We start from the raw sequence: 23,643 nt of genomic DNA, 5'->3' as shown, positions 1-23,643 counted from the left end.
GGGGCCGGGGTGACGCTACGTGGTCGGTCTGAGCAGCAGCAATGTGGCTAAGGAAGAGTTAAGAGGACCCTGTACATCCGGGTGAGGTATTCCGGCGATTCGGTGCGTAGAGTTGGGGTGTCCGGACAGAGTGTGTCCGCGCCGTGTGGCAGCCTCCCGCGACGGGTCGGGTAGACGTCGAAATGATCTACGGCCTGCGTGAACTTGACGAAACAGGGGCTGTCGGCTCAATATAGAGATGTCGCCAGTCGCGCCCGGCCGTGCCCAGAATTCGTGGGAATGGTAGTCGCGTATACAAGGGCGCGCGTTGGCCGGCCTCTCCGGCAGCGCAATTCAAGGAGTCAACATGGCGAAGGCCCTCTTCGGCCACGTAGGTGCAGCGCCCGACCGGCGCCTGCTCGACGAGGTCACCCGACTGCGTGCCAGGGTTCAGTCACTGGAGTTCGAGATCACGCGGCTGCGTGCCGAGAACGATCGGCTCGCGGCGGCTGCGGCAGAGGCGGATGATCTGCTCCGTCTTGCCGAGCCCGCGCTGACCTGATCCACCTGGCCGCCACAACCGAATAGCACCACCGCACAAAAAGCGCGCCGACACCAAGTGCCGGCGCGCAATTCTGTGCACCATTGATCGACTTTGTGGCCTGATGATCGACTAGGCCCTCCGAGGCCGAAGCCAAACCGTCCGACACCTGTGAAAAGGAACGCTCGCGGCGTGCCGGCGGGTGGGTCGCGTCGCGCAGCCCACCTGGTGCCGGGTTACTCTGCGGGTTTACCAGGGTCCGCGCAGCCGGGCGACGGTACGGCGGCCACCGGACGAGGATCGAGAAGGTGCATCTCAAGAGCCTGACGGTGAAGGGCTTCAAGTCCTTCGCCTCCGCGACGACGCTGAAGCTGGAGCCGGGGATCACCTGCGTGGTGGGCCCGAACGGCTCCGGCAAGTCCAACGTCGTCGACGCCATCGCCTGGGTGCTCGGCGAGCAGGGCGCGAAGGCGCTGCGGGGCGGCAAGATGGAGGACGTCATCTTCGCCGGCACCGCCGGTCGTGCCCCGCTCGGTCGTGCCGAGGTGACGCTGACCATCGACAACACCGACGGCGCGCTGCCGATCGAGTACACCGAGGTCTCCATCACCCGCCGGATGTTCCGCTCCGGCGAGAGCGAGTACGAGATCAACGGCGACACCTGCCGCCTGCTCGACATCCAGGAACTGCTCTCCGACTCCGGCATCGGCCGGGAGATGCACATCATCGTCGGGCAGGGCCGGCTCGACGGCATGCTGCACGCCAAGCCGGAGGATCGGCGCGCGTTCATCGAGGAGGCGGCCGGCGTCCTCAAGCATCGCAAGCGCAAGGAAAAGGCGCTGCGCAAGCTCGACGCGATGCAGACCAACCTGAACCGGCTCACCGACCTCACCGCCGAGCTGCGGCGTCAACTCAAGCCGCTCGGCCGACAGGCCGAGGTGGCCCGCCGCGCCGCGGTGATCCAGGCCAGCCTGCGTGACGCCCGCCTGCGGCTGCTCGCCGACGATCTCGCCACCCTGCGGACCACCCTGGACCGGGAGATCGCCGACGAGACCGCGCTGCGACAGCGGCGCGAGGAGGTGGAGGCCGAGCACACCGAGGTGCAGGCCCGCCTCGGTGAGCTGGAGGAGGCGCTGGCCGCCGACGCGCCGCTGCTGGCCGCTGCCCAGGACACCTGGTACAAGCTCTCCGCGTTGCAGGAGCGGTTCCGCTCGATCGAGCAGCTCGCGATGGAGCGGCTGCGACACCTCAGCGCCACCCCGGACGACGAGCGACCGGGCCGCGACCCGGACCAGTTGGAGGCCGAGGCCGAACGGGTCCGGGAGCAGGAGGAGGAGCTGCGGGCGGCGCTCACCGACGACCAGATCCGCCTCGCCGAGGCGGTGGAACACCGGCAGGAACTGGAACGGCAGCTTGCGGCGGCGGAACGCGAACTGGTCGCTGCGGCGAAGGCGATCGCGGACCGGCGCGAAGGGCTGGCCCGGCTGACCGGTCAGGTGAACTCGGCCCGCGCCCGGACCACCAGCGCCGGTGAGGAGATCGAGCGGCTCGCCGCCGCGCACGCCGACGCGATGGCCCGGGCCGAGCGGGCCCAGGCCGACCTGGACGCCGTCGCCGAGCAGTCCACCGAGGCCGACCGCGACAACGCCGACCTGGATGCCCGGCACGCCGAGGCGGTCAGCGTCCAGGAGCAGGCGCAGGCGACGGTCCGTTCGCTCTCCGACGCCGAGCGGGCGGCGGAGAAGGACGCCGCCACCTGGAAGGCCCGCGAGGAAGCGCTCGCCCTCGGCCTGCGCCGCAAGGACGGCGCCGGAGCGTTGCTGGCCCGCGCCGACCAGGTGCCGGGGCTGCTGGGCAGCCTCGCCGGCCTGCTCACCGTCGCCCCCGGCCACGAGGCGGCGCTCGCCGCCGCGCTCGGCGGGCTGGCCGACGCGGTCGCGGTCAGCGGGGTGGACGAGGCGGTCGAGGCGATGCGGCTGCTCAAGATCTCCGACGCCGGGCGGGCCGGCCTGCTGGTGGGCAGCCCGGCCGGGCCGGGCATGTCCGGCTCCGCCGACGCGCTGCGTCCCAAGCTGCCCGACCGCGCGCACTGGGCACCCGACCTGGTCGAGTGCGACGCGCGGATCCGACCGGCGGTGCACCGGGCGCTGCGGGACGTGGTGCTTGTCGACGACCTCGCTGCCGCTGCGGAGGTGGTCGCCGGCAACCCCGAGCTGCGGGCGGTCACCCGGGAAGGGGACGTCGTCGGGGCGTACGCGGCGGCCGGTGGATCGGCGAAGGCACCCAGCTACATCGAGGTGCAGGCGGCCGTCGAGGAGGCCCGGGCCAACCGGCTCGCCGCCGAGCGCACCAGCGCGGAACTGCGCGAACAACTGGTCGAGGCGCGGGCCGCGGTGACCGAGGCGAAGGAGCGGGTGCAGCATGCCGCCGCAGCGAAGCGGGAGGCGGAGAGCCACCGCAACGCCGCCGCCCGCCGGCTCGCCGAGTTGGGTGCCGCCGCCCGGTCCGCCAAGGCGGAGACCGACCGGCTGGGCGAGTCGCGGGCCCGCGCCGAGGCGGCCCGGGAACGGGACCTGACCGCCCTGGCCGAGTTGGCGGAGCGGCTGCGCCTGGCGGAGGCGACCCCGATCGACGCGGAACCCTCCACCGAGGAACGTGACCAGCTCGCCGCGATGGTGCCGCAGGCCCGGCAGAACGAGATGGAGGTCCGGCTCGCGGTGCGTACCGCCGAGGAGCGGGTGTCCTCCATCGCCGGGCGGGCCGACTCGCTGCGCCGGCAGGCCGCCGCCGAACGGGCCGCGCGGGAGCGGGCCGCGGCCCGGCGGGCGGCGCGGGTGCGGGGCGCGGGCATCGCCCGGGCCGTGGCCGGTGGAGCTCGGGAGGCGCTGACCCGGCTGGCCACCAGCATCGCCCAGGCGGAGGAGCAGCGTGACGCGGTGGCCCGGGCACGGGCCACCCGCGAGGCGGAACTTCAGGAGGTGCGGGCCGCCGCGAAACGATTCGGCGCGGAACTGGAGCGGCTGACCAGTCAGGTGCACCGCGACGAGGTGGCCCGGGCCGAGCAGCGGCTGCGCATCGAGCAGTTGGAGGCCAAGGCCGCCGAGGACTTCGGGTTGACCGTGGAGACGCTGATCGCCGAGTACGGCCCGAGTCAGCCGGTGCCGCCCACCGAGGCCGAGGTGGCCGCCGCGGAACGCGACGGCCTGCCGGTGCCCGAACCGGTCCGCTACGAGCGCCCGGTGCAGGAGAAACGGGCCGCCAAGGCGGAACGCGAACTGGCCCTGCTCGGCAAGGTCAACCCGCTGGCGTTGGAGGAGTTCGCCGCGCTGGAGGAGCGTTACAAGTTCCTCTCCGAGCAGTTGGAGGACCTCAAGGCGACTAGGCGGGACCTGCTCACCGTGGTCAAGGACGTCGACGAGCGGATCCTGGAGGTCTTCGCCAGCGCCTTCGCCGACACCGCCCGGGAGTTCGAGCAGGTCTTCACCGTGCTGTTCCCCGGTGGGGAGGGGCGGCTGGTGCTCACCGACCCGGACGACCTGCTGACCACCGGCGTCGAGGTCGAGGCCCGCCCGCCCGGCAAGAAGATCAAGCGGCTGTCGCTGCTCTCCGGTGGCGAGCGGTCGCTGACCGCGGTGGCGATGCTGGTGGCCATCTTTCGCGCCCGGCCCAGCCCGTTCTACATCATGGACGAGGTCGAGGCGGCGCTCGACGACGTGAACCTGGGTCGGCTGATCACCCTGCTCGCGCAGTTGCGGGAGAAGAGTCAGCTCATCGTCATCACCCACCAGAAACGGACCATGGAGATCGCCGACGCCCTGTACGGCGTGACCATGCGGGGCGGGGTGACCCAGGTGATCAGTCAACGGCTCAACCGGGCCGACACGGACGACGAGCGGCGAAGCCGCGGCGAGGAGAACGGTTAGTGGCTCGGGAACGCGCGACAGCGCTGTTGGTGGACTTCGACGGCGTACTGCGGCGTTGGGACCCGGCGGTCGCCGCCGGGGTGGAGCGGGAGTACGGCCTCTCCACCGGCGTGCTCGGGGAGATCGCCACGTCCTGGGGGCTGCTCCAGCCGGTGCTCACCGGCCGGGTCAGCCACACCGACTGGATGTCGAGCGTGGCCGACGCGCTGACCCCGTCGGTGGGCGACCCGGACCGGGCCCGCGCGGCCGTGGAGCAGTGGCAGCGCTACCGCGGTGAGGTCGACCCGCAGGTGTTGGCGTTCATCCGCGAGGTGCGGGCCGCCGGCATCCGGGTCGGGTTGGGCACCAACGCCACCGACCAGCTCGACGCCGACCTGACCGCGCTCGACCTCACCGACGAACTCGACGTGGTGGTCAACTCCTCGGCCATCGGCATCCACAAGCCGGCCAAGGAGTACTTCCAGGCAGCCTGCGTGGCCCTGGAGACCCCGCCGGACCGGGTGCTCTTCGTCGACGACGAGGACCGGGCGATCAGCGGGGCCCGGGTGGCCGGATTGTCGGCGTACCGCTGGAACGGGCCGGAGGACCTGCGCTACCTGCGGGCCGCGCTGGCCTGCTGACGGCGGCCGGTCACTCGCCGGTCACCCCGTCGATCGCCTCGCGGATCAGGTCGGCGTGCCCGTTGTGCCGGGCGTACTCCTCGATCATGTGCAGGTAGATCCAGCGCAGGCTGATCTCCTCGGTGCCGGTGCGGCGCTTGACTGTGCAGACCTCGTCCAGGTCGTGGCCGGCGGTGGCCGCGTCGGCGGCCGTGACCTCGGCGCGGAAGGCAGCGAGGTCGGCCTCGGGGTCGGCGCTGTCCACGGTGTTGAATTCGGCGTCCGGGTCGGCGTCGAAGTCGTACAGCTCGGGCAGGCTCTCACCGGCGAAACACTGCCGGAACCACCACCGTTCGACGACTGTCATGTGCCGCACCAGACCGAGCAGGGTGAGCGTCGACGACGACACGCTCGCGGTCCGTAGCTGCTCGCCGGTCAGCCCGGCGCATTTGAGCAGCAATGTGTCCCGGTGGTAGTTGAGCCAGCCCTCCAGCATGGTGCGCTCGTCGGCACGGTAGGGCTCGTTGCGGCGGTCGATCGCCGGTGCGGTCCACGTCATGCCGGTCATCGTGCGGCCCGGGTACGACAAGTGCGAGCGAGTTTGTGGTTGCGGCGTTAAGAAGGGGCCCCGGTACAACGCCAGGCGTTAACAGGGGGCCCTTCCTTTCACGGTACGACGACGACGGGCCAGCGGCCGGTGCGGACCAGGCGGGTGGCGACCGAGCCGACCAGGCGATGCCCGGCCTGCTCGGACGAGCCCACCACAACCAGGTCCGCCCGGGTCTCGTCGGCCGCGGCGCACAGCTCGGCGTACGCGTCACCCCGTCGGCAGAGGAAGGTCACCGGCACGTCCAGCTCCTCGGCGCTGCGGCGGCACTCCTGGCGCAGATCCTCGGCCAGCTCGTCGTGGGTCTGCTGCACCGCCTCCGCCACCACCCCGGACATCATGGCGGCGAAGCCGGCCGGCGAGCTGACGAACACCACCACCAGCCGGGCACCCTGTCGACGAGCCAGACCGGCGGCGTACGACGCGGCGCGCAGCGAGGTCCGGGTGCCGTCCACACCGACCAGTACCACCCGCGGCCCGTCGGTGCCCCGCTCATAGGGCACCGCGCGGGCCTGCGGGCCGTACTGCTGACGATCCATGGTGTCCATGTCGGGTCAGTCCCGTACGCCGGTGCGGATCACGGCCGTCGCGCCACCGGTGGCCACCGTCGACTCCTGCTCCACCTCGTCGGTGAGCGGGCCACCGGTGTGCCGCAGCAGCGGCACCTCCTTGATGAACAGCACAGCGATCAGAGCGATCAGCCCGAACGGTGCGGCGGCCAGGAAGATGTCTCCGGCCCCGTGCCCGTACGCGGACTCCACCACGGCCCGGATCGGTGCGGGCAGCGCGTGTACGTCGGGCAACGTGCCACCGCCGGCGCTCGAACTCGGTACGCCGAGCGCGGCCAACCCCTCGCTGAGGTAGCGGGTGACATTGTGACCGAGCAGGGCGCCCAGGGCGCTGACGCCGACCGCGCCGCCGAGGCTGCGGAAGAACGCCACCACCGAGCTGGCCGCGCCGAGTTCGTGGGGCTCGACGGTGTTCTGCACGGCGAGCACCAGGTTCTGCATGGACATGCCCACACCGACGCCGATGATCGCCATGTAGATGCTGACCTGCCAGTACGGGGTGTCTGCCCGCAGCGTGCCCATCAACGCGAAACCGACGGTGAGCAGCGCCGAGCCGGCGACCAGGTAACGCTTCCAGCGGCCGGTGTTGGTGATGATGCGGCCGACCACGGTGGAGGAGACCAGCAGGCCGAGGATCATCGGCAGGGTCATCAGGCCGGACATGGTGGGGCTGGCCCCACGGCTGATCTGGAAGTACTGGCCGAGGAAGACCGAGGCACCGAACATGCCCACACCGACGGCGATGCTGGCCACCACCGACAGGGTGATGGTGCGGTTGCGGAACAGCCGGGGCGGGATCAGCGGCTCACTGGTCCGGGTCTCCACCCGTACGGCGGCGGCACCGAGCAGCAGCGCGCCGGTCACCATCACCGCGGTCTGCCAGGAGGCCCAGTCGAACTGGTTGCCGGCGAGCGAGACCCAGATCAGCAGCAGCGACACGGCACCGGTGATCAGGGTGGCACCCCACCAGTCGATCTTCACCTTGCGGCGGACGACCGGCAGGTCGAGGGTCCGCTGGAGTACGACCAGGGCGGCCAGCGCGAAGGGCACGCCGACGTAGAAGCACCAGCGCCAGCCGAGCCAGGAGGTGTCCACGATCACGCCACCGATCAGCGGACCGCCGATGGTGCCGACGGCCATCACCGCGCCGAGGTAGCCGCTGTAGCGGCCCCGTTCCCGTGGCGCGATCATCGTCGCGATGACCACCTGAACCAGCGCGGTGAGACCACCGGCGCCGATGCCCTGGACCACCCGGCAGGCGATCAGCTGCCCGGTGGACTGCGAGAGCCCGGCCAGCACCGAGCCGAGCACGAAGATGGCGAGGGAGAGCTGGACCAGCATCTTCTTGCTGGTCAGGTCGGCGAGCTTGCCCCACAGCGGGGTGGTCGCGGTGGTGGCCAGCAGCGTCGAGGTGACCACCCAGGTGTACGCGGACTGGCTGCCGTTGAGCTCGGTGATGATTCTCGGCAGCGCGTTCGCGACGACCGTGCCGGACAGGATCGCGACGAACATGCCCAGCAGCAGACCGGAGAGGGCCTCCAGGATCTGCCGGTGACTCATCTGTACGGGCATCGCTCGGGCGGGAGCGCTCGCCTGAGTCATGGAGAAGCCTCCAAGCGGAGTGGAAATTGTTGCCGGAGGCAACCGTACGACTTGGTTGCCTGAAGCAACAACTTGCTCGGCGAGGGCTCTATTCCGCCCGTCTGGCCGGAGAGTGTCGCTGATAGCGCCGTTACGTCGGAATTGCGGTCAAAATCCGACTCGATTATCGCCGGATCGCCGGATCGCCGGAACGGCGTCAGGTGGGACGGCGTCAGCCCCAGGCGTCGTTGAAGCGGCGGAGCAGCCGGGCCAACTCCTCGACGTCCTGCTGCGGCCAACTCTGCAGCGCCCGACGGATCTGTCCGAGTCGGGGAGCCCGAGCGGCGTCGAACCGGCGCTGGCCCTCCTCGGTGAGGCTGAGTTGCGCGGCCCGCCGATCACTCGGGTCCGGATCCCGTCTCACCAGACCGAGGGTCTCCAGGCTGTGGATCTGCCGGCTGAGCGTGCCCTTGCCGACCCCGAGCCGGGCGGCCAGGTCGGTGAGCCGGATCGCGCCGGAGCGGCGCAGCCAGAGCAGCAGCCCGTACGCGTTCGGCTCCAGATTCGGGTGTACCTCGCTGGCGATCTCCCACGAGAGGGCCCGACCGCGCCGCAACAGGGCGGTCAGTTCGTCCTCGACCTCGCGCAGGCGCTCCGGCAGATCGTCGTCCACGGCGACGAGACTACGGAGCCGGGGTGACCGTCCGCTGACTGCCCCGTACCACAGCGTTAGTCGCCCCGTACCGGTTGGTTACCCCGCCCGCAGTGTTAACAAGGGGCCCTTCTACTACGCCAGGCGTTAACAAGGTGCCCTTCCTTTCACGGGGTCAGGCGGTGGTGGGCTACCTGGCGGAGGTGGCCGTCGTTTGTGGTGCCCTCGATGACCACGTCGGCGGTCCGGCTGGCGTGGGTCAGCGTGGCCACCGCGTTGCCGAAGTACGGGCCGGCGAGCTTGCGCCAGCGCACCTGCGGCCGGGGTACGCCGGCGGTACGGGCCAGCGCCCGGGTCGCCCCGGCCGGCCCACGGGACCAGCCCAACCGCATCAGCGGACGCATCCCGGCGGGCACCTGGTTGTGGATCGGCGAGCAGGTCAGCTGATGCACCGGGGTGCGTACGGTCGAATCGGCGAACCGGACCCGGGCCACGTACGAGTGGTGCACGTCACCGGAGAGCACGTTGATCGACGCCGGGGGCGGGTACGCCGGGCCGGCACCCTTGCGGTCGTCGGGTTCACCCGGTGTGCCGCCGCCGACGCGGGCGAACAGCGCACCCATGGCGTCGAACGAACGGCGGAACGCACCCCAGTGCTCCAGGTCCAGCCCGCGGCGAAGGCGTTCGGAGAGGGCGGCGAGCCACGGCCGGGACGAGTCGGCAAGCTTCTCGTTCCACGCCTCGACGTGGTGGATGCCGGGCGGCAGCAGCCAGGGCAGCGAGGAACCGACGACCAGGTGGTCGTAGTCGCCGTGCACCCGGTCGACGAACCAGGACCATTCGCCCGGCGGCAACATCGCGCGGTGGCCCGGCTGCAACACCCGGCTGCACCGGGTGTCCAGCATGACCAGGCGGGTGCGACCCAGGTCGAGCGAGTAGCTCCACTGGTACTGCACCGCCTGCCACCGTTCGATGTCGTGTGCCAGGTCTGCCTCGGTGTCCACCCGCTGGCCGAATTCGCGAAGCACCCCGGTGGCGTCCCCCGCCGTGGTCACCTTCGCGAAGATCGGGTCGGCGGCGATCTCGTCGGGGGAGAGGTTGCCCAGGTGCTGGTACACCCAGTAGGACGCCAGGCCACTGGTGATCCGCTCGGCCCACCAGGGCTGCTCGCGCATGTCCGCGCGCCAGGACGCCGAGGTGTTCCAGTCGTCGATGATCTCGTGATCGTCGAAGATCATCACGCTCGGCACGGTGGAGAACAGCCAGCGGATCTCCGGGTCGCCCCAGGACTCCAGGTAGAGCTTCGTGTACTCGTCGAAGCTGACCACCTGGTCGCTGGGCGCGCCCGCCGGGCGGCGTCGCCGTCGGCGCAGCAGGCGCTTCACCGTCGGCGAGGTCTCGTCGGCGTAGACCTGGTCGCCGAGGAGCACCAGCAGGTCCGGCAGGGCCGCCGGGTCCGGGTCGGCCAGGATCCGCCGGGCGTACGCGTCGAGCGCGTCCGGGGGCAGCTTGCGGGTGGTGGCGTGCTGGGTGGTCTCCCGGCAGGAGCCGAACAGCAGCCGGACCGGCTGATCCCGGTCCTCGGCGGCGCGGGTGCGGATCACGCTGGGCGGGAAACGCCCGTCGGGCAGCGGCCAGACCTCCTGGTCGTCGACGAAGACCTGGTACGCCGTGGTGCTGTCCGGGGTGAGCCCGTCGACCACCACCAGTGCGTAGTGGTGGTCGTACGCGGTGAAGGTGTTCGTCGTGCCGGTGGCGCCGTCGGCCGTGCGGACGGTGACCACCGCCGGGGCCGTGGTCTCCACCCAGACCGTGGCCCGCGTGCCGACCACCCGGCGGAGCAGGGGGCCGATGAGCAGCTCGGCGGGCATGTGGGACCTCCAGATGAGAGTGTTTCGACCTCTACTACCCGGCCGGCCGTCGCACCACTGCTGGCTGTGGCCGAGACTACCGCCGCCCCGCGCCGGGTGCGGGGCAGCGGTGGTTGAGACGCGGTCGGCGGCATCTGACAGGATTTCGGCATGAAGGACTACCTCCTCATCGTTCTCGCCCTGCTCGGTGTGCTGATCCTCGGCGGCATCGGGTTGGTCGTGCCGAGGCTGCGCCGGCGGCCGGCACCGCCGCTGCCGCGCACGGAGGTCGACACCCGGACGCAGGAGGATCTCGCCGGGCCGCCGGTGGAGGCCCCGGAGGCCGAGTTGTCCACCGGCATCCTGGTCGAGCCGCCGCCGGTGGTGGAGGCGCCGACCCCGACCGTCGAGGTGCCCGAGCCGACCGCCGGCCGGCTGGTCCGGCTGCGGTCCCGGCTGTCGCGCTCGCAGAACGCCTTCGGCAAGGGCCTGCTCGGCCTGCTCAGCCGCGACCGCCTCGACGAGGACGTCTGGGAGGAGATCGAGGACAGCCTGATCACCGCGGACGTGGGCATCGACGCCACCCGCGAGATCGTCGACCGGCTGCGCGAGCGGACCCGGGTGCTGGGCACCCGCTCGGCCGCCGAACTGCGTGCCCTGCTCGCCGCCGAACTGGTAAACGCGCTCGACCCGGAGCTGGACCGCTCGCTGCGGACCACCCCCAAGGAGGGCGTGCCGGCGGTGCTGCTGGTGGTGGGGGTCAACGGCGCCGGCAAGACCACCACCTGCGGCAAGATCGCCCGGGTGCTCATCGCCGACGGTCGCAGCGTGCTGCTCGGCGCGGCCGACACCTTCCGGGCCGCCGCCGCCGACCAGCTGGAGACCTGGGCGGGACGGGTCGGCGCGGAGACCGTCCGGGGCCCGGAGGGCGCCGACCCGGCCAGCGTCGCGTTCGACGCGGTCCGGCGGGGTATCGACACCGGCGTGGACACCGTGCTCGTGGACACCGCCGGCCGGCTGCAGAACAAGGTCGGCCTGATGGACGAGCTGGGCAAGGTCAAGCGGGTGGTGGAGAAGCACGGCCCGATCGACGAGACCCTGCTCATCCTCGACGCCACCACCGGGCAGAACGGTCTGGAGCAGGCCCGCGTCTTCACCGAGGTGGTGAACGTCACCGGAGTGGTGCTGACCAAGCTCGACGGCACCGCCAAGGGCGGCATCGTGATCGCCGTGCAGCGCAAGCTCGGCATCCCGGTGAAGCTGGTCGGGCTCGGCGAGGGCCCGGACGACCTGGCGCCGTTCGACCCCGCGCAGTTCGTCGACGCGCTGCTGGGCACCGAAGCCCCCGGTCCGGCCGCGTAACCTCGGGTGACCAGAGACAATCGCGCGTACGCGGGCTGGCGCGACCCGAGCCACCCGTCGCAGCGCCTCGGGAGACCGTACGTGACTTCGCAGGAGATCCCCCTGCACGGCGGCAACGTGAGCACCGTGGTGCGGGTCGGCGACACGGTCCGGCGCAACGCCGGACCGTGGACGCCGTCGGTGCACGCCCTGCTGCGCCACCTGGAGTACGTGGGCTTCACCGGTGCCCCCCGCGCGCTCGGCATGGACGAGCGCAACCGGGAGGTGCTGTCGTACCTGGAGGGGGAGTGCGGGGAATACCCGCTGGCCCCGCACTGGGTCACCGACGAGGCGCTGGTCACCGTCGCCACCATGCTGCGGATGTTCCACGACGCCCAGTACGGCTTCGCGCCGCCGGCGAACGCGGTGTGGCGCTCGTTCGGGCCGCCGCCACCGGACACCGAGGTCATCTGCCACCACGACGCCGCGCCGCACAACGTGATCTGGCGTCCGGACGGCACCCTCGGGCTGATCGACTTCGACCTCGCCTCACCCGGCGCGCGGATCTACGACGTGGCGTACGCGGCCTGGACCTGGGTGCCGATCTTCTCCGACCGGGATTCGATCACCCTGGGCTGGAAGCGTCCGGACCGGCCGCGCCGGTTGCGGCTGTTCGCCGACGCGTACGGGTTGATCCCCCGCGACCGCCACCGGCTGATCGGGACCATCCGCAAGCGGATCATCGACCACGTCGAGGGCATCCGGCGGATGGCTGCGGCGGGGGAGCCGGCCTTCGTGCGGATCGTGCACAAGGGCCACCTGCGCCGGCCGATGCGCGATCTTCGACTGCTCGATTACGAGCGGCGTGCCCTGGAATCCGCCCTGCAGTAACCCGTCGGGGGATAGACCATCACCAAATGGCTGATCCACCCCCGTCGAAGCGTGGAGCTGTGCGGTTTTCTTCACACGTCCGAAACAAGCCGTGACGCACCGGAAACCAGTCGGGGCCCCTCGTCGAAACAGCCGACGACGAGAGTTCCGGCCAACCGGCGTACGGGCGATGCTGCGCGATGCCGGGAGGGAGGGAAAACGACCCGAGAGGAGGCAGCGTGCCGGAGCTAGATTCTGGTGCCACCGCCTGGATTTTGACTTCTGCCGCGCTGGTGTTGCTCATGACGCCCGGCCTGGCGCTGTTCTACGGCGGCATGACGCGATCCAAGTCCGTGCTCAACATGATGATGATGAGCTTCGGCGCGATCGGCCTGGTCAGCCTGTTGTGGGTGTTCTACGGCTACAGCATCGCATTCGGCGAGGACATCGGCGGGATCACCGGTGATCTCTCCGCCGCCGGTCTGCGTGGCATGTTGGAGAGCGGCACCGAGGGCGGCATTCCCGATCTGCTGTTCGCCGGTTTCCAGCTGATGTTCGCCGTGATCACCGTCGCTCTGATCAGCGGTGCGATCGCCGACCGGGCCAAGTTCGGCCCGTGGCTGCTCTTCGCCGGGCTGTGGGCCACCCTGGTCTACTTCCCGGTCGCGCACTGGGTCTGGGGCGGCGGCTGGATCATGGAGCTCGGCGTGCTCGACTTCGCCGGTGGTACGGCGGTGCACATCAACGCCGGTGCCGCCGCGCTCGCTCTGGCGCTCGTACTCGGCAAGCGGGTTGGCTGGCCGAAGGACAAGTTCAAGCCGCACAACCTGCCGATGGTGCTCCTCGGTGCGGGTCTGCTGTGGTTCGGCTGGTTCGGGTTCAACGCCGGCTCCGCCGGCGCGGCCAACGGCACCGCCGCCATCTCGCTGATCAACACCCAGGTCGCCACCGCCGCCGCGGTGCTCGGCTGGATCGTGGTCGAGTGGCTGCGCGACGGCAAGCCGACCACCCTGGGTGCGGCCTCCGGCGCGGTCGCCGGTCTGGTCGGCATCACCCCCGCCTGTGCGTTCCTGGAGCCGCTGGGCGCCATCGCCCTCGGCCTGATCGCCGGTGCGATCTGCGCGCTCGCGGTCGGCATGAAGTACAAGCTCAAGTACGACGACTCGCTCGACGTGGTCGCCGTGCACATGGTCGGCGGCATCATCGGCTCGCTGCTCATCGGTTTCCTGGCCATCGAGGTGCTGGCCGGTGAGGGCAACGACGGTCTGCTCTACGGCGGCGGCATCAAGCTGCTGGGTCTGCAGGCGGTCGGCGTCATCGCGGTGCTTGTCTACTCGTTCGTGGTCGCGTACATCATCGGGTTCGCGATCGAGAAGACCATCGGCTTCCGGGCCAGCGCCGAGGCCGAGGTCGAGGGCATCGACAACGCCGAGCACGCGGAGAGCGCGTACGAGTTCAGCTCCACGAGTGGTGGTGGCGGGGCTTTCGCCGCCGCGGGTATCGCTTCCTCGGCCAAGCCGAAGAGTGAGCCCACCGAAGCGGTAAGCGAAAAGGTCGCCGGCTAACGTTCGTGAGATGGAGGGGTTGGACATGAAGCTGGTGACCGCGGTCATCAAGCCGCACCAGTTGGACGCCGTCAAGGAGGCCCTGCACGCCCTCGGCGTGGCCGGGTTGACTGTCAGCGAGGTCCAGGGTTACGGGCGACAGAAGGGGCACACCGAGGTCTACCGGGGTGCCGAGTACACAGTCGAGTTCCTGCCCAAGATCCGGGTGGAGGTGCTGACCGACGAGATCGACGTCGAGAAGATCGTCGACGCGGTGGTCGGTGCCGCCCGGACGGGCAAGATCGGTGACGGCAAGGTCTGGGTGACCGGAGTCGAGGAGGTCGTTCGGGTACGCACCGGCGAGCGCGGCCTGGACGCCCTGTAAGGAGACACCGTCGATGACCTCGTTGATCTCTCGGCAAGCCTCGGCTTCGAGCCCCACGGCAGCACCGAAGGTCAACGAGGTCGTCGGCGTACCGGCCGGGATCGGCGCCACCGCGCGTCGGGCCCGCTCGGACGCGTACGACGCCTGGCTGGCCCGGCTGCTGCCACCGCGGCCGGGCGTCGCCCTGCTCGCGGTCGGTGGGCTGGGCCGGCGGCAGTGCGCCCCCTACGGCGACCTCGACCTGGTGCTGGTGCACTCCGGGGTGGCCGGGATCGACGAGCTGGCCGCCGAGCTGTGGTACCCGATCTGGGACGCCGGGCTGCGGCTGGACCACTCCGTACGCACCGTCGCCGAGGCGCTGTCGGTCGCCCAGGACGACGTCAAGGTGGCCCTCGGGCTGCTCGACGCCCGTCTCGTCGCCGGTGACCCCGACCTGGCCGACACGCTGATCCGCAGCGCCACCGACCACTGGCGGCGCACCGCCGTACGCCAACTGGCCCCGCTGCGGGAGACCACGGTCGCCCGCTGGCAGGCCCACGGCGAGTTGGCCTTCCTGCTGGAGGGCGACCTCAAGGAGGCGGCCGGCGGCCTGCGGGACGTCGGCATCCTGCGGGCCATCGCGATCGCCGGGATCACCGACGCGCTGCGGCCCGCCGTGCACGCCGCCCACCTGCGCCTGCTGGACACCCGCGACGCGCTGCATCACCAGGTCGGCCGGCGCGTCGACCGGCTGCTGGCCCAGGAACGGGAGGGGGTCGCCGCGCTGCTCGGCCTGCGCCAGGCAGCACCCGGCGGCCCTGACACCGCTCACACCGCCGGCCCGGGTGGATCGGCCGGGGACGGGGACGCGCTGCTGCGCCGGGTGGCCGGTGACGCCCGTACCGTCAGTCATGCTCTGCACGACGCCTTCCGCGCCGCGGACCGGCTGCGTTCCGGTCGTCGCCGGGGTGCCGACGGACGGCCGCTGCGTCGGCCGGTGGCCCGGGACGTGGTCGAGCACGACGGGGAACTGGTGCTGGCCCGTACCGCCATCGGGGCCCGCCCCGACCCCAACCTCTCGCTACGGGTGGCCGCCGCGGCGGCGGTCACCGGGCTGCCGATCGCCCGCGCCACCTGCGAGTGGCTGGCCACCTACTGTCCGCCGCTGCCCACGCCGTGGCCGGCGGAGGCCCGAGCCGCGCTGACCACCCTGCTGGGCGCCGGTGCGGGGCTGCTGCCCGCCTGGGAGACCTGTGACCGGTACGGGCTGATCGACGGCTGGCTGCCGGAGTGGACCCGGCTGCGCAGCCTGCCCCAGCACAACCCGGTGCACCGGTTCACCCTCGACCGGCACCTGGTGCAGACCGCCTTCGAGGCCAGCCGGCACACCCGCGACGTGGACCGCCCCGACCTGCTGCTGCTCGCTGCCTTCCTGCACGACATCGGCAAGGGTCTGCCGGGTGACCATTCCACGGTCGGTGCGCCGATCGCCGAGGCGATGGCCGCCCGGATCGGCCTGCCCGCCGCCGAGGCGACACTGATCGGCACCCTGGTCCGGCTGCACCTGCTGCTGCCCGAGGTGGCCACCCGCCGCGACCTGGCCGATCCGGTGACCATTTCCGGGGTGGCCGAGGCAGTCGGTGACGTCACCACCCTCGACCTGCTGCACGCGCTGGCCCGGGCGGACGCTGCCGCCACCGGGCCGGGCGCCTGGTCGGACTGGAAGGGCCGGTTGATCGCCGAACTGGTGGCCCGGGTCCGCACCACGCTCGACACCGGCACCGTACCCGAGCCGCCCGCACCGGACCCGGCGCTGGTGGCGGGGCCGCTGCCGGTCGTACACCTGACCGGGGACCGGGTGGCGGTGGCCGCGGCGGACCGGCGTGGCCTGCTCGCCACGGTGGCCGGCTGCCTGGCCCTGCACCGCCTGGAGGTGCTCGCGGCGGACGCCTCGACGGTGGACGGGCGGGCCCTGGTGGAGTGCCGGGTGCAGCCACGGTACGGGCTGCCCCCCGAGCCGGTGGCGCTCAGCTCCGACCTGCGTCGGGCGGTCGGTGGCGACGTGTCGGTCACCCAGCGACTGCGTGGACGGGCCCTGGCCGCACGGGGGGCCGGTGCCGAACCACGAGTGGTCTGGCACCGGGACGCCGCCACCGACGCGGTACTGCTGGAGTTGCGGGCCGCGGACGCCGCCGGCCTGCTGTACCGGGTGACAAGCGCGCTGGACGCCGCCGGCGCCCAGGTCCGCGCGGCCCGCATCGCCACCCTCGGCGGGGACGTGGTCGACGTCTTCTACCTGGTGGGCGGCTGGCCCTCCGACGACGAACGCACCCGCCTGGAAGCCGCCGTCCTCGCCGCCGTGTAGTCGGCCCTGGCGGCGTCTCCGAGAACGTGCTGCCAGCAGTTTCGGGGAAAATGCTGCCTCACCAGCCGACGAGGCAGCATTTTCCCTGATGTTGCGCGCGCAGCGGCGTCGTTGCCCTGCGGGGTGCGGCCCGCACACCTCGCAGGGCGGCGTGGGAGCGGGGTGTGGGAGGGGTTGCCGGCGGTAAAGGGGGCGGCTGGGCCGGGCCGGGGAAGCGGGGTCGGGCTAGGCTAGCGGTGGGCTGGACGCCACCCGCGTGTCCGCACCGTGCCCGCCGAAGACGACGATCGGGATGTTCGCGTGTTTGACACCTTGAGTGACCGCCTCTCCGGGATCTTCACCAAGCTCCGCGGCAAGGGACGCCTCACCGACGCCGACATCGACGCCACCGCGCGCGAGATCCGCCTCGCGCTGCTGGAGGCCGACGTCGCGCTGCCGGTGGTCAAGGGCTTCATCGCGAACGTCAAGGAACGGGCGCGCGGTGCGGAGGTCTCCCAGGCGCTCAACCCGGCCCAGCAGATCATCAAGATCGTCAACGAGGAACTGGTCACCGTCCTCGGCGGCGAGGGGCGTCGGCTCCAGTTCGCCAAGCAGCCGCCGACCGTGATCATGCTCGCCGGCCTCCAGGGTTCCGGCAAGACCACCCTCGCCGGCAAGCTGGCCCGCTGGCTCAAGGCCCAGGGCCACCAGCCGCTGCTGGTCGCCGCCGACCTCCAGCGTCCCAACGCCGTCGGGCAGCTCCAGGTGCTCGGTGGCCGGGCCGGCGTCGAGGTGTACGCCCCGGAGCCCGGCAACGGCGTCGGTGACCCGGTGCAGGTGGCGAAGGCGTCCCTCGAACACGCCCGCCGTGCCGCCCGCGACGTGGTCATCGTCGACACCGCCGGCCGGCTCGGCATCGACGCCGAGATGATGCAGCAGGCCGCCGACATCCGCGACGCGGTCGACCCCGACGAGGTCATCTTCGTCATCGACGCGATGGTCGGTCAGGACGCGGTGCGTACCGCCGAGGCGTTCCGCGACGGCGTCGGCATCACCGGTGTGGTGCTCTCCAAGCTCGACGGCGACGCCCGCGGTGGTGCCGCGTTGTCGGTGCGTGAGGTGACCGGGCAGCCGATCCTGTTCGCCTCCACCGGCGAGAAGCTGGAGGACTTCGACGTCTTCCACCCCGACCGGATGGCCAGCCGGATCCTCGGCATGGGCGACGTTCTCACTCTGATCGAGCAGGCCGAGGCGGCCTTCGACACCGATCAGAAGGAGAAGATGACCGCCAAGCTGATGGGCGGCGAGCAGTTCACCCTGGAGGACTTCCTCGACCAGCTCATCGCGGTGCGCCGGATGGGGCCGATCGCCAACGTGCTGGCCATGATGCCCGGCATGGGGCAGGTCAAGGACCAGCTCGCCGAGGTGGACGACAAGCACTTCGACAAGATCACCGCGATCATCCGGTCGATGACCCCGGCCGAGCGCACCAACCCGAAGATCATCAACGGCTCCCGTCGGGCCCGGATCGCCAACGGTTCCGGGGTCACCGTGATGGACGTCAACCAGCTGCTCAACCGCTTCGCCGACGCGCAGAAGATGATGAAGCAGATGGGCGGCATGATGGGCCTGCCGGGCGGCCGGCGCAAGGCCACCAAGAGCCCGAAGAACAAGCGCAAGGGTACGAAGGGCGGCGGTCGGCCGCGTACCGGTGCCGGCATGCCCGGTGGCTTCCCGGGCGGCATGCCGCAACTCCCGCCGGGCATGAAGCCGGAGGACCTGGCGGCCGGTCAGGGCCTCCCGCCGGGCTTCAAGCTCCCGAAGATCGACTTCAACAAGCTCGGCAAGGGCGGTCAGCCGCCTCGCTGACCGTACGGCGGGCGGGGCTCCTCGCCGGCGACGGAGAGTGATCCGGTAGGACTGTGCGCATGGCTCTGCATGTGCGCGGTGTGCTCCTGCCGGACGACGAGGTCCGGGATCTGTGGCTGGTCGGCGACCGGATCACCTTCGAACCGGTGCCCGGCGCCGAGACCATCGTCGATGGCGGCTTCGTCCTGCCGGGGCTGGTGGACGCGCACTGCCACATCGGCATCGCCCGGGGCGCGACCCCGATCACCTCGCTGGACCAGGCGCGGACGTTGGCGCGCATCGATCGGGACGCGGGTGTGCTGGCGATCCGGGACGCGGGTTCGCCCTTCCCGTACCCGGAGCTTGAGGACGAACCCGACCTGCCCCGGATGGTCCGGGCCGGGCGGCACATCGCGCCGCCGAGGCGCTACCTGCGCGACATCGGGGTGGAGGTCGAGGCGGCCCAGGTGGCGGCGACCGTGGCCGAGCAGGCCGCGGCCGGCAGCGGCTGGGTCAAGCTGGTCGGGGACTGGATCGACCGGGGGGTCGGTGACCTGGCGCCGGCCTGGGACGCGGACACGATGGCCGCCGCGGTGGCCGCCGCGCACGCCGCCGGGGTACGCGCCGCCGTGCACACCTTCAGCGAGTCGGCCGTGGAGATCATGGTGCGGGCCGGGGTGGACTCCGTCGAGCACGGCACCGGGTTGAGCCTGGACCTGATCGACCTGATGGCCCGGCAGGGCACCGCGTTGATCCCCACAATGATCAACATTCAGACCTTCGGCCACATCGCCGACCAGGCCCGACCCAAGTTCCCCGGGTACGCCGACCACATGATCGCCCTGCGGGACCGCTTCCCCGAGGTGGTCCGCTCGGCGTACGAGGCCGGGGTGCCGATCTTCGTCGGTACCGACGCCGGCGGTGGCATCGACCACGGCCTGGCCGCCGAGGAGATGCTGTTGCTGCACGAGCAGGCCGGCATGAGCACCGAGGACGTGCTCGCCGCCGCCACCTGGCGGGCCCGGGAGTGGCTCGGCTTCCCCGGCCTGGTCGACGGTGGCCTCGCCGACCTCGTCGTCTACTCCGACGACCCGCGCCGGGACCTGCGGGTGGTTCGCGAGCCTGCCCGCATCGTGCTGCGGGGCCGGGTCATCCGCTGACCCGACGTACCGCACGTCGAGCCGGTACTGCGCCTGGACCCGGAACCGGGGCAGGGGAGGACATGGCGGCTGATGGTGGTGATGTCGCGCCCGATCGCGCTGCCCTGTCCGCCCCTGCATAGGATGTGCGGTTATGGCGCGCGTGCTTACTCCCCGGGCTGAGGACTTCCCCCGGTGGTACCAGGACCTCATCGCTAAGGCGAAGCTGGCCGACAACGGGCCGGTGCGGGGGACCATGGTGATCCGACCGGCCGGCTATGCCATCTGGGAGCGGATGCAGGCCGAGATGGACGACCGGATCAAGGCGGCCGGGGCGGAGAACGCGTACTTCCCGCTGTTCATCCCGGAGAGCTACCTCAAGCGCGAGGCCGAGCACGTCGAGGGCTTCTCGCCGGAGCTGGCGGTGGTCACCCACGGCGGCGGCAAGCAGTTGGCCGAGCCGGTCGTGGTACGCCCCACCAGCGAGACGGTCATCGGCGAGTTCATGGCCAAGTGGATCGACTCGTACCGGGACCTGCCGCTGCTGCTCAACCAGTGGGCCAACGTGGTCCGCTGGGAGCTGCGTCCGCGGATCTTCCTGCGCACCAGCGAGTTCCTCTGGCAGGAGGGCCACACCGCCCACGCCACGCGCGAGGACGCCCGGGCCTACGCCCGCAAGATCCTGCACGAGGCGTACGAGGACCTGATGGTCAACGTGCTCGGCATCCCGGTGGTGGTCGGGCTCAAGACCGCCCGGGAGCGGTTCGCCGGGGCGACCGCCACCTACACCTGTGAAGGCATGATGGGTGACGGCAAGGCGCTCCAACTCGGCACCAGCCACGAGCTCGGGCAGAACTTCGCCAAGGCGTTCGACATCAGCTACTCCTCGGCCGAGGGCGGTCGGGAGCACGCCTGGACCACCTCCTGGGGCACCTCGACCCGGATGCTCGGCGGTCTGATCATGTGCCACGGCGACGACAACGGGCTGCGGGTGCCGCCGAAGCTGGCGCCGGTGCAGGCGTACGTCATGGTGGTCAAGGACGGCGAGGGTGTCGGCGAGGCGGCGGCCAAGCTGCGTGACGCGCTGCGTGACGCCGGCGTCCGGGTCATGCTCGACGACCGCACCGACACCCCCTTCGGCCGCCGGGCCGTCGACGCCGAGCTGCGCGGCTACCCGGTACGCGTCGAGGTCGGCCCCCGCGACCTGGCCGCCGGCAACGCGGTCGTGGTCCGGCGTACGGACGGCTCGAAGGCCCCCACCCCCATCGCGGACGTGGTCGGCGCGGTGCTCGCCGCGCTGGACGCCGACCAGCAGGCGTTGCACGACCAGGCCCTGGCTTTCCGTCAGTCCCGCACCATCGACGTCGCCACCCTCGACGAGGCGATCGAGGCGGCCGCCACCGGCTGGGCCCGCGTCCCGTGGTCGGCCGTAGGTGTCGAAGGCGAGGCCAAGGCCAACGCCCAGGGCGTCACCGTCCGCTGCCTGGTCCGCGCCGACAACTCCGTCCCCGACACCGAGGACGAACCCAACCTCACCGCCATCCTCGCCCGCGCCTACTAACCCCCACCCACCCCCACCCCACCCCCGCTCTGCCCGTCGATCTTGCACTTTCTGTCGGGGTAAACCCGAGGAAAAGGTGTATTTCGGCGACCAGAAGTGCAAGATCGCGGGGATTGGGGGCGGTAGGGTCGGGGCGTGAGGTTTGAGGTGGGGCGGTTGGTGGTGCACCGCAACGTGCGGCGAGGGCGGATCGGGTGGGTGCGGCCCGCCCGGGTGATCAGCGACGATGAGCGTGGGCTGCTGTTGTGGGTGGCTGAGGGGTCGGCGGTGGCGGGGGAGGTGAACGCTGCCGGGCTGGGGATGCGGGCGGTTCCGTTTGCCGAGTGGCTCACTCCGACGTTTCAGCTGAAGCAGGGGCGGTGGAACGGGCCGCCGTTGCTGAAGTTCCTGCCTGCCGGGGCGGCGCATTCCGTCTGGTGGTTCCGGGACGCGCAGGGGCGGTTCACCGGGTGGTACGTCAACCTGGAGGAGACCGGCGTCCGGTGGGACGACGGCGGGCTGGCCGGTATCGACATCATCGACCAGGATCTCGACGTGTGGGTCCGACCCGACCGCAGCTGGGAGTGGAAGGACGAGGGCGAGTTCGTCGAGCGGCTGGCCTTCCCGGAGCACTACTGGGTGACCGACGAGGCGGCCGTACGAGCCGAGGGCAAGCGGGTGATCGCCCTGGCCGAGGCCGGTGAGTTCCCGTTCGACGGCACCTGGTGCGATTTCACGCCGCCCCCGGAGTGGGAAACCCCGCAGTGGCTACCCGCCGGCTGGGACCGCCCACCCGTGCGCTGAGTCGCCCACCTGCGCCGAGCTGGCTGTTTCGGTGTGTTCTGGGTCACATACGGGCCGGTTCGGGTGACCCGCCCTGGTCCGATGTGAGGGATCCGGGGTGGATCTGGCAGAATGGCTGGCTGGTATCCGGCGCGCGTCCGGCGCCCTCTAACCCGGTCGCGTCGCCAGTCCACCCGAGCAGTCTCCGGCCCAACCCCACTGTGCCGGTTGGCGCTCACCCGTGCACACCGCCCACCTGGGCCGGTGAGATCGCAACAGGAGCGAAACAACCGTGGCCGTAAAGATCCGGCTCCTGCGGATGGGCAAGATCCGCAACCCGCAGTACCGCATCGTCATCGCCGACTCGCGCACCAAGCGTGACGGCCGGGCGATCGAGTTCGTCGGCATCTACCAGCCGAAGGAAGACCCTTCGGTGATCGAGGTCAAGTCGGAGCGGGTCCAGTACTGGCTGTCCGTCGGCGCTCAGCCGAGCGAGGCGGTGCAGCGGCTGCTGGAGCTGACCGGTGACTGGCAGAAGTTCAAGGGCCTGCCGGCCCCGCCGCCGCTGAAGGTGGCGCCGGAGCGGGTCGACCGCACGGCCGCCTACGAGGCCGAGGCGAAGGCCGCCGCCGGTGTGGCGGACACTCCGGCCAAGCCGGCGAAGAAGGCCGCCAAGGCCGAGGCTGAGGCGCCGAAGGCCGAGGAGTCGAAGGCCGAGGCGCCGGCTGCTGCGGACTCCGGCGAGCAGGCCTGACATGGCACTGCGGCCGGCGTTGGAGCACCTGGTCAAGGGCATCGTCGACCACCCCGATGACGTACGCGTCCGGATGGTCGACTCCCGTCGGGGCAAGCGGCTCGAAGTTCGCGTGCACCCCGAGGACCTGGGCACCGTGATCGGGCGGTCCGGTCGGACCGCCAAGGCACTGCGCCAGGTGATCGGCTCCATCGGTGGGCGCGGCGTGCGCGTCGACATCGTCGACTCGTACTGATGCTGCTCATCGTCGGCAGGATCGGTAAGCCGCACGGCATCCGCGGTGAGGTCACCGTGGAGGTCCGTACGGACGAGCCCGATACGCGGTTCGCCCCCGGTGTGGTGCTGGCCACCATGCCGGGGGTGGTTCCCCGGGGCGGCCAGGAGCCGGCCGCCGAACCGGGCGAGCGGTACGAGGTGCCCGACGCGTTGACCGTGGAGGCTGTCCGCTGGCACCAGGGGCGGCTGCTGGTCGCCTTCGAGGGGGTACTGGACCGTGACGTCGCGGAGGCGTTGCGGGGCACCCTGCTCACCGTGGACAGCGCCGACGTGGCACCGCCGGAGGATCCGGAGGAGTTCCACGATCACCAGTTGGTGGGGCTGGCCGTGGTCACCCCGTCCGGCGAGCGTCTCGGCGAGGTGGCTCGGATCGACCACGCACCCGCCTCGGATCTGCTGGTGCTCCGTCGTCCCGAGGGGCGTACCGCGCTGATTCCGTTCGTCAAGGCGATCGTCCCCGAGGTCGATCTCGCCGGTGGTCGCGTCGTGGTCGACCCGCCCGGTGGCCTGCTCGACCTCTGATCCCGCGGAGCACCCCT

At 71.2% G+C, this 23,643-nt stretch carries 20 protein-coding genes; 15 read left to right on the top strand and 5 right to left on the bottom strand.

Going from position 1 to position 23,643, the window contains the following annotated elements; translation table 11 throughout:
• The first annotated feature begins 346 nt into the window (after window positions 1-346).
• From EG812_RS11235 to EG812_RS11225, 3 genes are all read left to right on the top strand, one after another.
• A complete protein-coding gene (locus EG812_RS11235; protein WP_013732083.1) occupies window positions 347-541 on the top strand; it encodes a hypothetical protein in 195 nt (64 codons plus the stop codon).
• A 287-nt stretch (window positions 542-828) separates the two neighbouring features.
• Window positions 829-4,443, top strand: a complete 3,615-nt coding sequence (gene smc, locus EG812_RS11230) for a chromosome segregation protein SMC (RefSeq protein ID WP_126711526.1) — start codon at window positions 829-831, stop codon at window positions 4,441-4,443.
• Window positions 4,443-5,063, top strand: coding sequence for an HAD family hydrolase (locus EG812_RS11225; protein ID WP_126711525.1), 621 nt, complete (start codon window positions 4,443-4,445; stop codon window positions 5,061-5,063). Before smc ends, EG812_RS11225 begins: the two co-directional genes overlap by 1 nt.
• Before the next feature lie 10 nt (window positions 5,064-5,073).
• Here the strand turns inward: EG812_RS11225 and EG812_RS11220 are convergent, their stop codons facing one another.
• From EG812_RS11220 to EG812_RS11200, 5 genes are all read right to left on the bottom strand, one after another.
• Window positions 5,074-5,601 (bottom strand): DinB family protein, encoded by a 528-nt coding sequence (locus EG812_RS11220; protein WP_013732086.1) that lies wholly within the window; start codon window positions 5,599-5,601, stop codon window positions 5,074-5,076.
• A 107-nt stretch (window positions 5,602-5,708) separates the two neighbouring features.
• Complete coding sequence (locus EG812_RS11215) at window positions 5,709-6,197, bottom strand: universal stress protein (protein ID WP_013732087.1); 489 nt, start codon at window positions 6,195-6,197, stop codon at window positions 5,709-5,711.
• 6 nt (window positions 6,198-6,203) lie between these two features.
• A complete protein-coding gene (locus EG812_RS11210) occupies window positions 6,204-7,820 on the bottom strand; it encodes an MDR family MFS transporter (protein WP_126711524.1) in 1,617 nt (538 codons plus the stop codon).
• A 211-nt stretch (window positions 7,821-8,031) separates the two neighbouring features.
• Window positions 8,032-8,472, bottom strand: coding sequence for a MarR family winged helix-turn-helix transcriptional regulator (locus tag EG812_RS11205; RefSeq protein ID WP_013732089.1), 441 nt, complete (start codon window positions 8,470-8,472; stop codon window positions 8,032-8,034).
• Between the two features lie 146 nt (window positions 8,473-8,618).
• Window positions 8,619-10,322: an alkaline phosphatase D family protein gene (locus EG812_RS11200; RefSeq protein ID WP_126711523.1), complete on the bottom strand. Its 1,704-nt coding sequence runs from the start codon at window positions 10,320-10,322 to the stop codon at window positions 8,619-8,621.
• Window positions 10,323-10,472: 150 nt separating this feature from the next.
• Here EG812_RS11200 and ftsY point away from each other — a divergent pair, with 150 nt between their 5' ends.
• The 12 genes from ftsY to rimM all read left to right on the top strand — a co-directional run bounded on the left by ftsY (window position 10,473) and on the right by rimM (window position 23,626).
• Complete coding sequence (gene ftsY, locus EG812_RS11195; protein ID WP_013732091.1) at window positions 10,473-11,663, top strand: signal recognition particle-docking protein FtsY; 1,191 nt, start codon at window positions 10,473-10,475, stop codon at window positions 11,661-11,663.
• 6 nt (window positions 11,664-11,669) lie between these two features.
• Window positions 11,670-12,533: an aminoglycoside phosphotransferase family protein gene (locus EG812_RS11190; protein ID WP_169804609.1), complete on the top strand. Its 864-nt coding sequence runs from the start codon at window positions 11,670-11,672 to the stop codon at window positions 12,531-12,533.
• Between the two features lie 179 nt (window positions 12,534-12,712).
• The gene (locus EG812_RS11185) at window positions 12,713-14,077 is read left to right on the top strand and encodes an ammonium transporter (RefSeq protein WP_050814560.1); all 1,365 of its coding nucleotides are present in this window, start codon (window positions 12,713-12,715) and stop codon (window positions 14,075-14,077) included.
• Window positions 14,078-14,102: 25 nt separating this feature from the next.
• Entirely contained in the window at window positions 14,103-14,441 is a 339-nt protein-coding gene (locus EG812_RS11180) for a P-II family nitrogen regulator (protein ID WP_165521895.1), read from the top strand.
• A 13-nt stretch (window positions 14,442-14,454) separates the two neighbouring features.
• The gene (locus EG812_RS11175; protein ID WP_126711522.1) at window positions 14,455-16,785 is read left to right on the top strand and encodes a [protein-PII] uridylyltransferase; all 2,331 of its coding nucleotides are present in this window, start codon (window positions 14,455-14,457) and stop codon (window positions 16,783-16,785) included.
• A gap of 300 nt (window positions 16,786-17,085) precedes the next feature.
• On the top strand, window positions 17,086-18,633 hold the full coding sequence (ffh, locus tag EG812_RS11170) for a signal recognition particle protein (protein WP_013732096.1): 1,548 nt from the start codon (window positions 17,086-17,088) through the stop codon (window positions 18,631-18,633).
• A gap of 59 nt (window positions 18,634-18,692) precedes the next feature.
• Window positions 18,693-19,772, top strand: a complete 1,080-nt coding sequence (locus tag EG812_RS11165; protein WP_126711521.1) for an amidohydrolase family protein — start codon at window positions 18,693-18,695, stop codon at window positions 19,770-19,772.
• Between the two features lie 133 nt (window positions 19,773-19,905).
• Window positions 19,906-21,312: a proline--tRNA ligase gene (gene proS, locus EG812_RS11160; protein WP_126711520.1), complete on the top strand. Its 1,407-nt coding sequence runs from the start codon at window positions 19,906-19,908 to the stop codon at window positions 21,310-21,312.
• Between the two features lie 135 nt (window positions 21,313-21,447).
• Window positions 21,448-22,095 carry a ribonuclease FAU-1 family protein gene (locus tag EG812_RS11155; protein WP_126711519.1) on the top strand — a complete coding sequence of 216 codons (648 nt, stop codon included), beginning with the start codon at window positions 21,448-21,450 and terminating at the stop codon, window positions 22,093-22,095.
• Between the two features lie 271 nt (window positions 22,096-22,366).
• A complete protein-coding gene (gene rpsP, locus EG812_RS11150) occupies window positions 22,367-22,828 on the top strand; it encodes a 30S ribosomal protein S16 (RefSeq protein ID WP_126711518.1) in 462 nt (153 codons plus the stop codon).
• Window positions 22,803-23,063, top strand: a complete 261-nt coding sequence (locus EG812_RS11145; protein ID WP_175440282.1) for an RNA-binding protein — start codon at window positions 22,803-22,805, stop codon at window positions 23,061-23,063. The genes rpsP and EG812_RS11145 overlap by 26 nt, the downstream gene beginning before the upstream one ends.
• Before the next feature lie 2 nt (window positions 23,064-23,065).
• The gene (gene rimM, locus EG812_RS11140; RefSeq protein WP_193386311.1) at window positions 23,066-23,626 is read left to right on the top strand and encodes a ribosome maturation factor RimM; all 561 of its coding nucleotides are present in this window, start codon (window positions 23,066-23,068) and stop codon (window positions 23,624-23,626) included.
• Window positions 23,627-23,643 lie beyond the last annotated feature (17 nt).

It is taken from the genome of Verrucosispora sp. FIM060022 (assembly GCF_003977705.1).
In the GTDB taxonomy this organism is placed as follows: Bacteria; Actinomycetota; Actinomycetes; order Mycobacteriales; family Micromonosporaceae; genus Micromonospora; species Micromonospora gifhornensis.
Note: the sequence above shows the minus strand (reverse complement) of the source record. Positions and strands in the feature narration are given on the sequence as shown.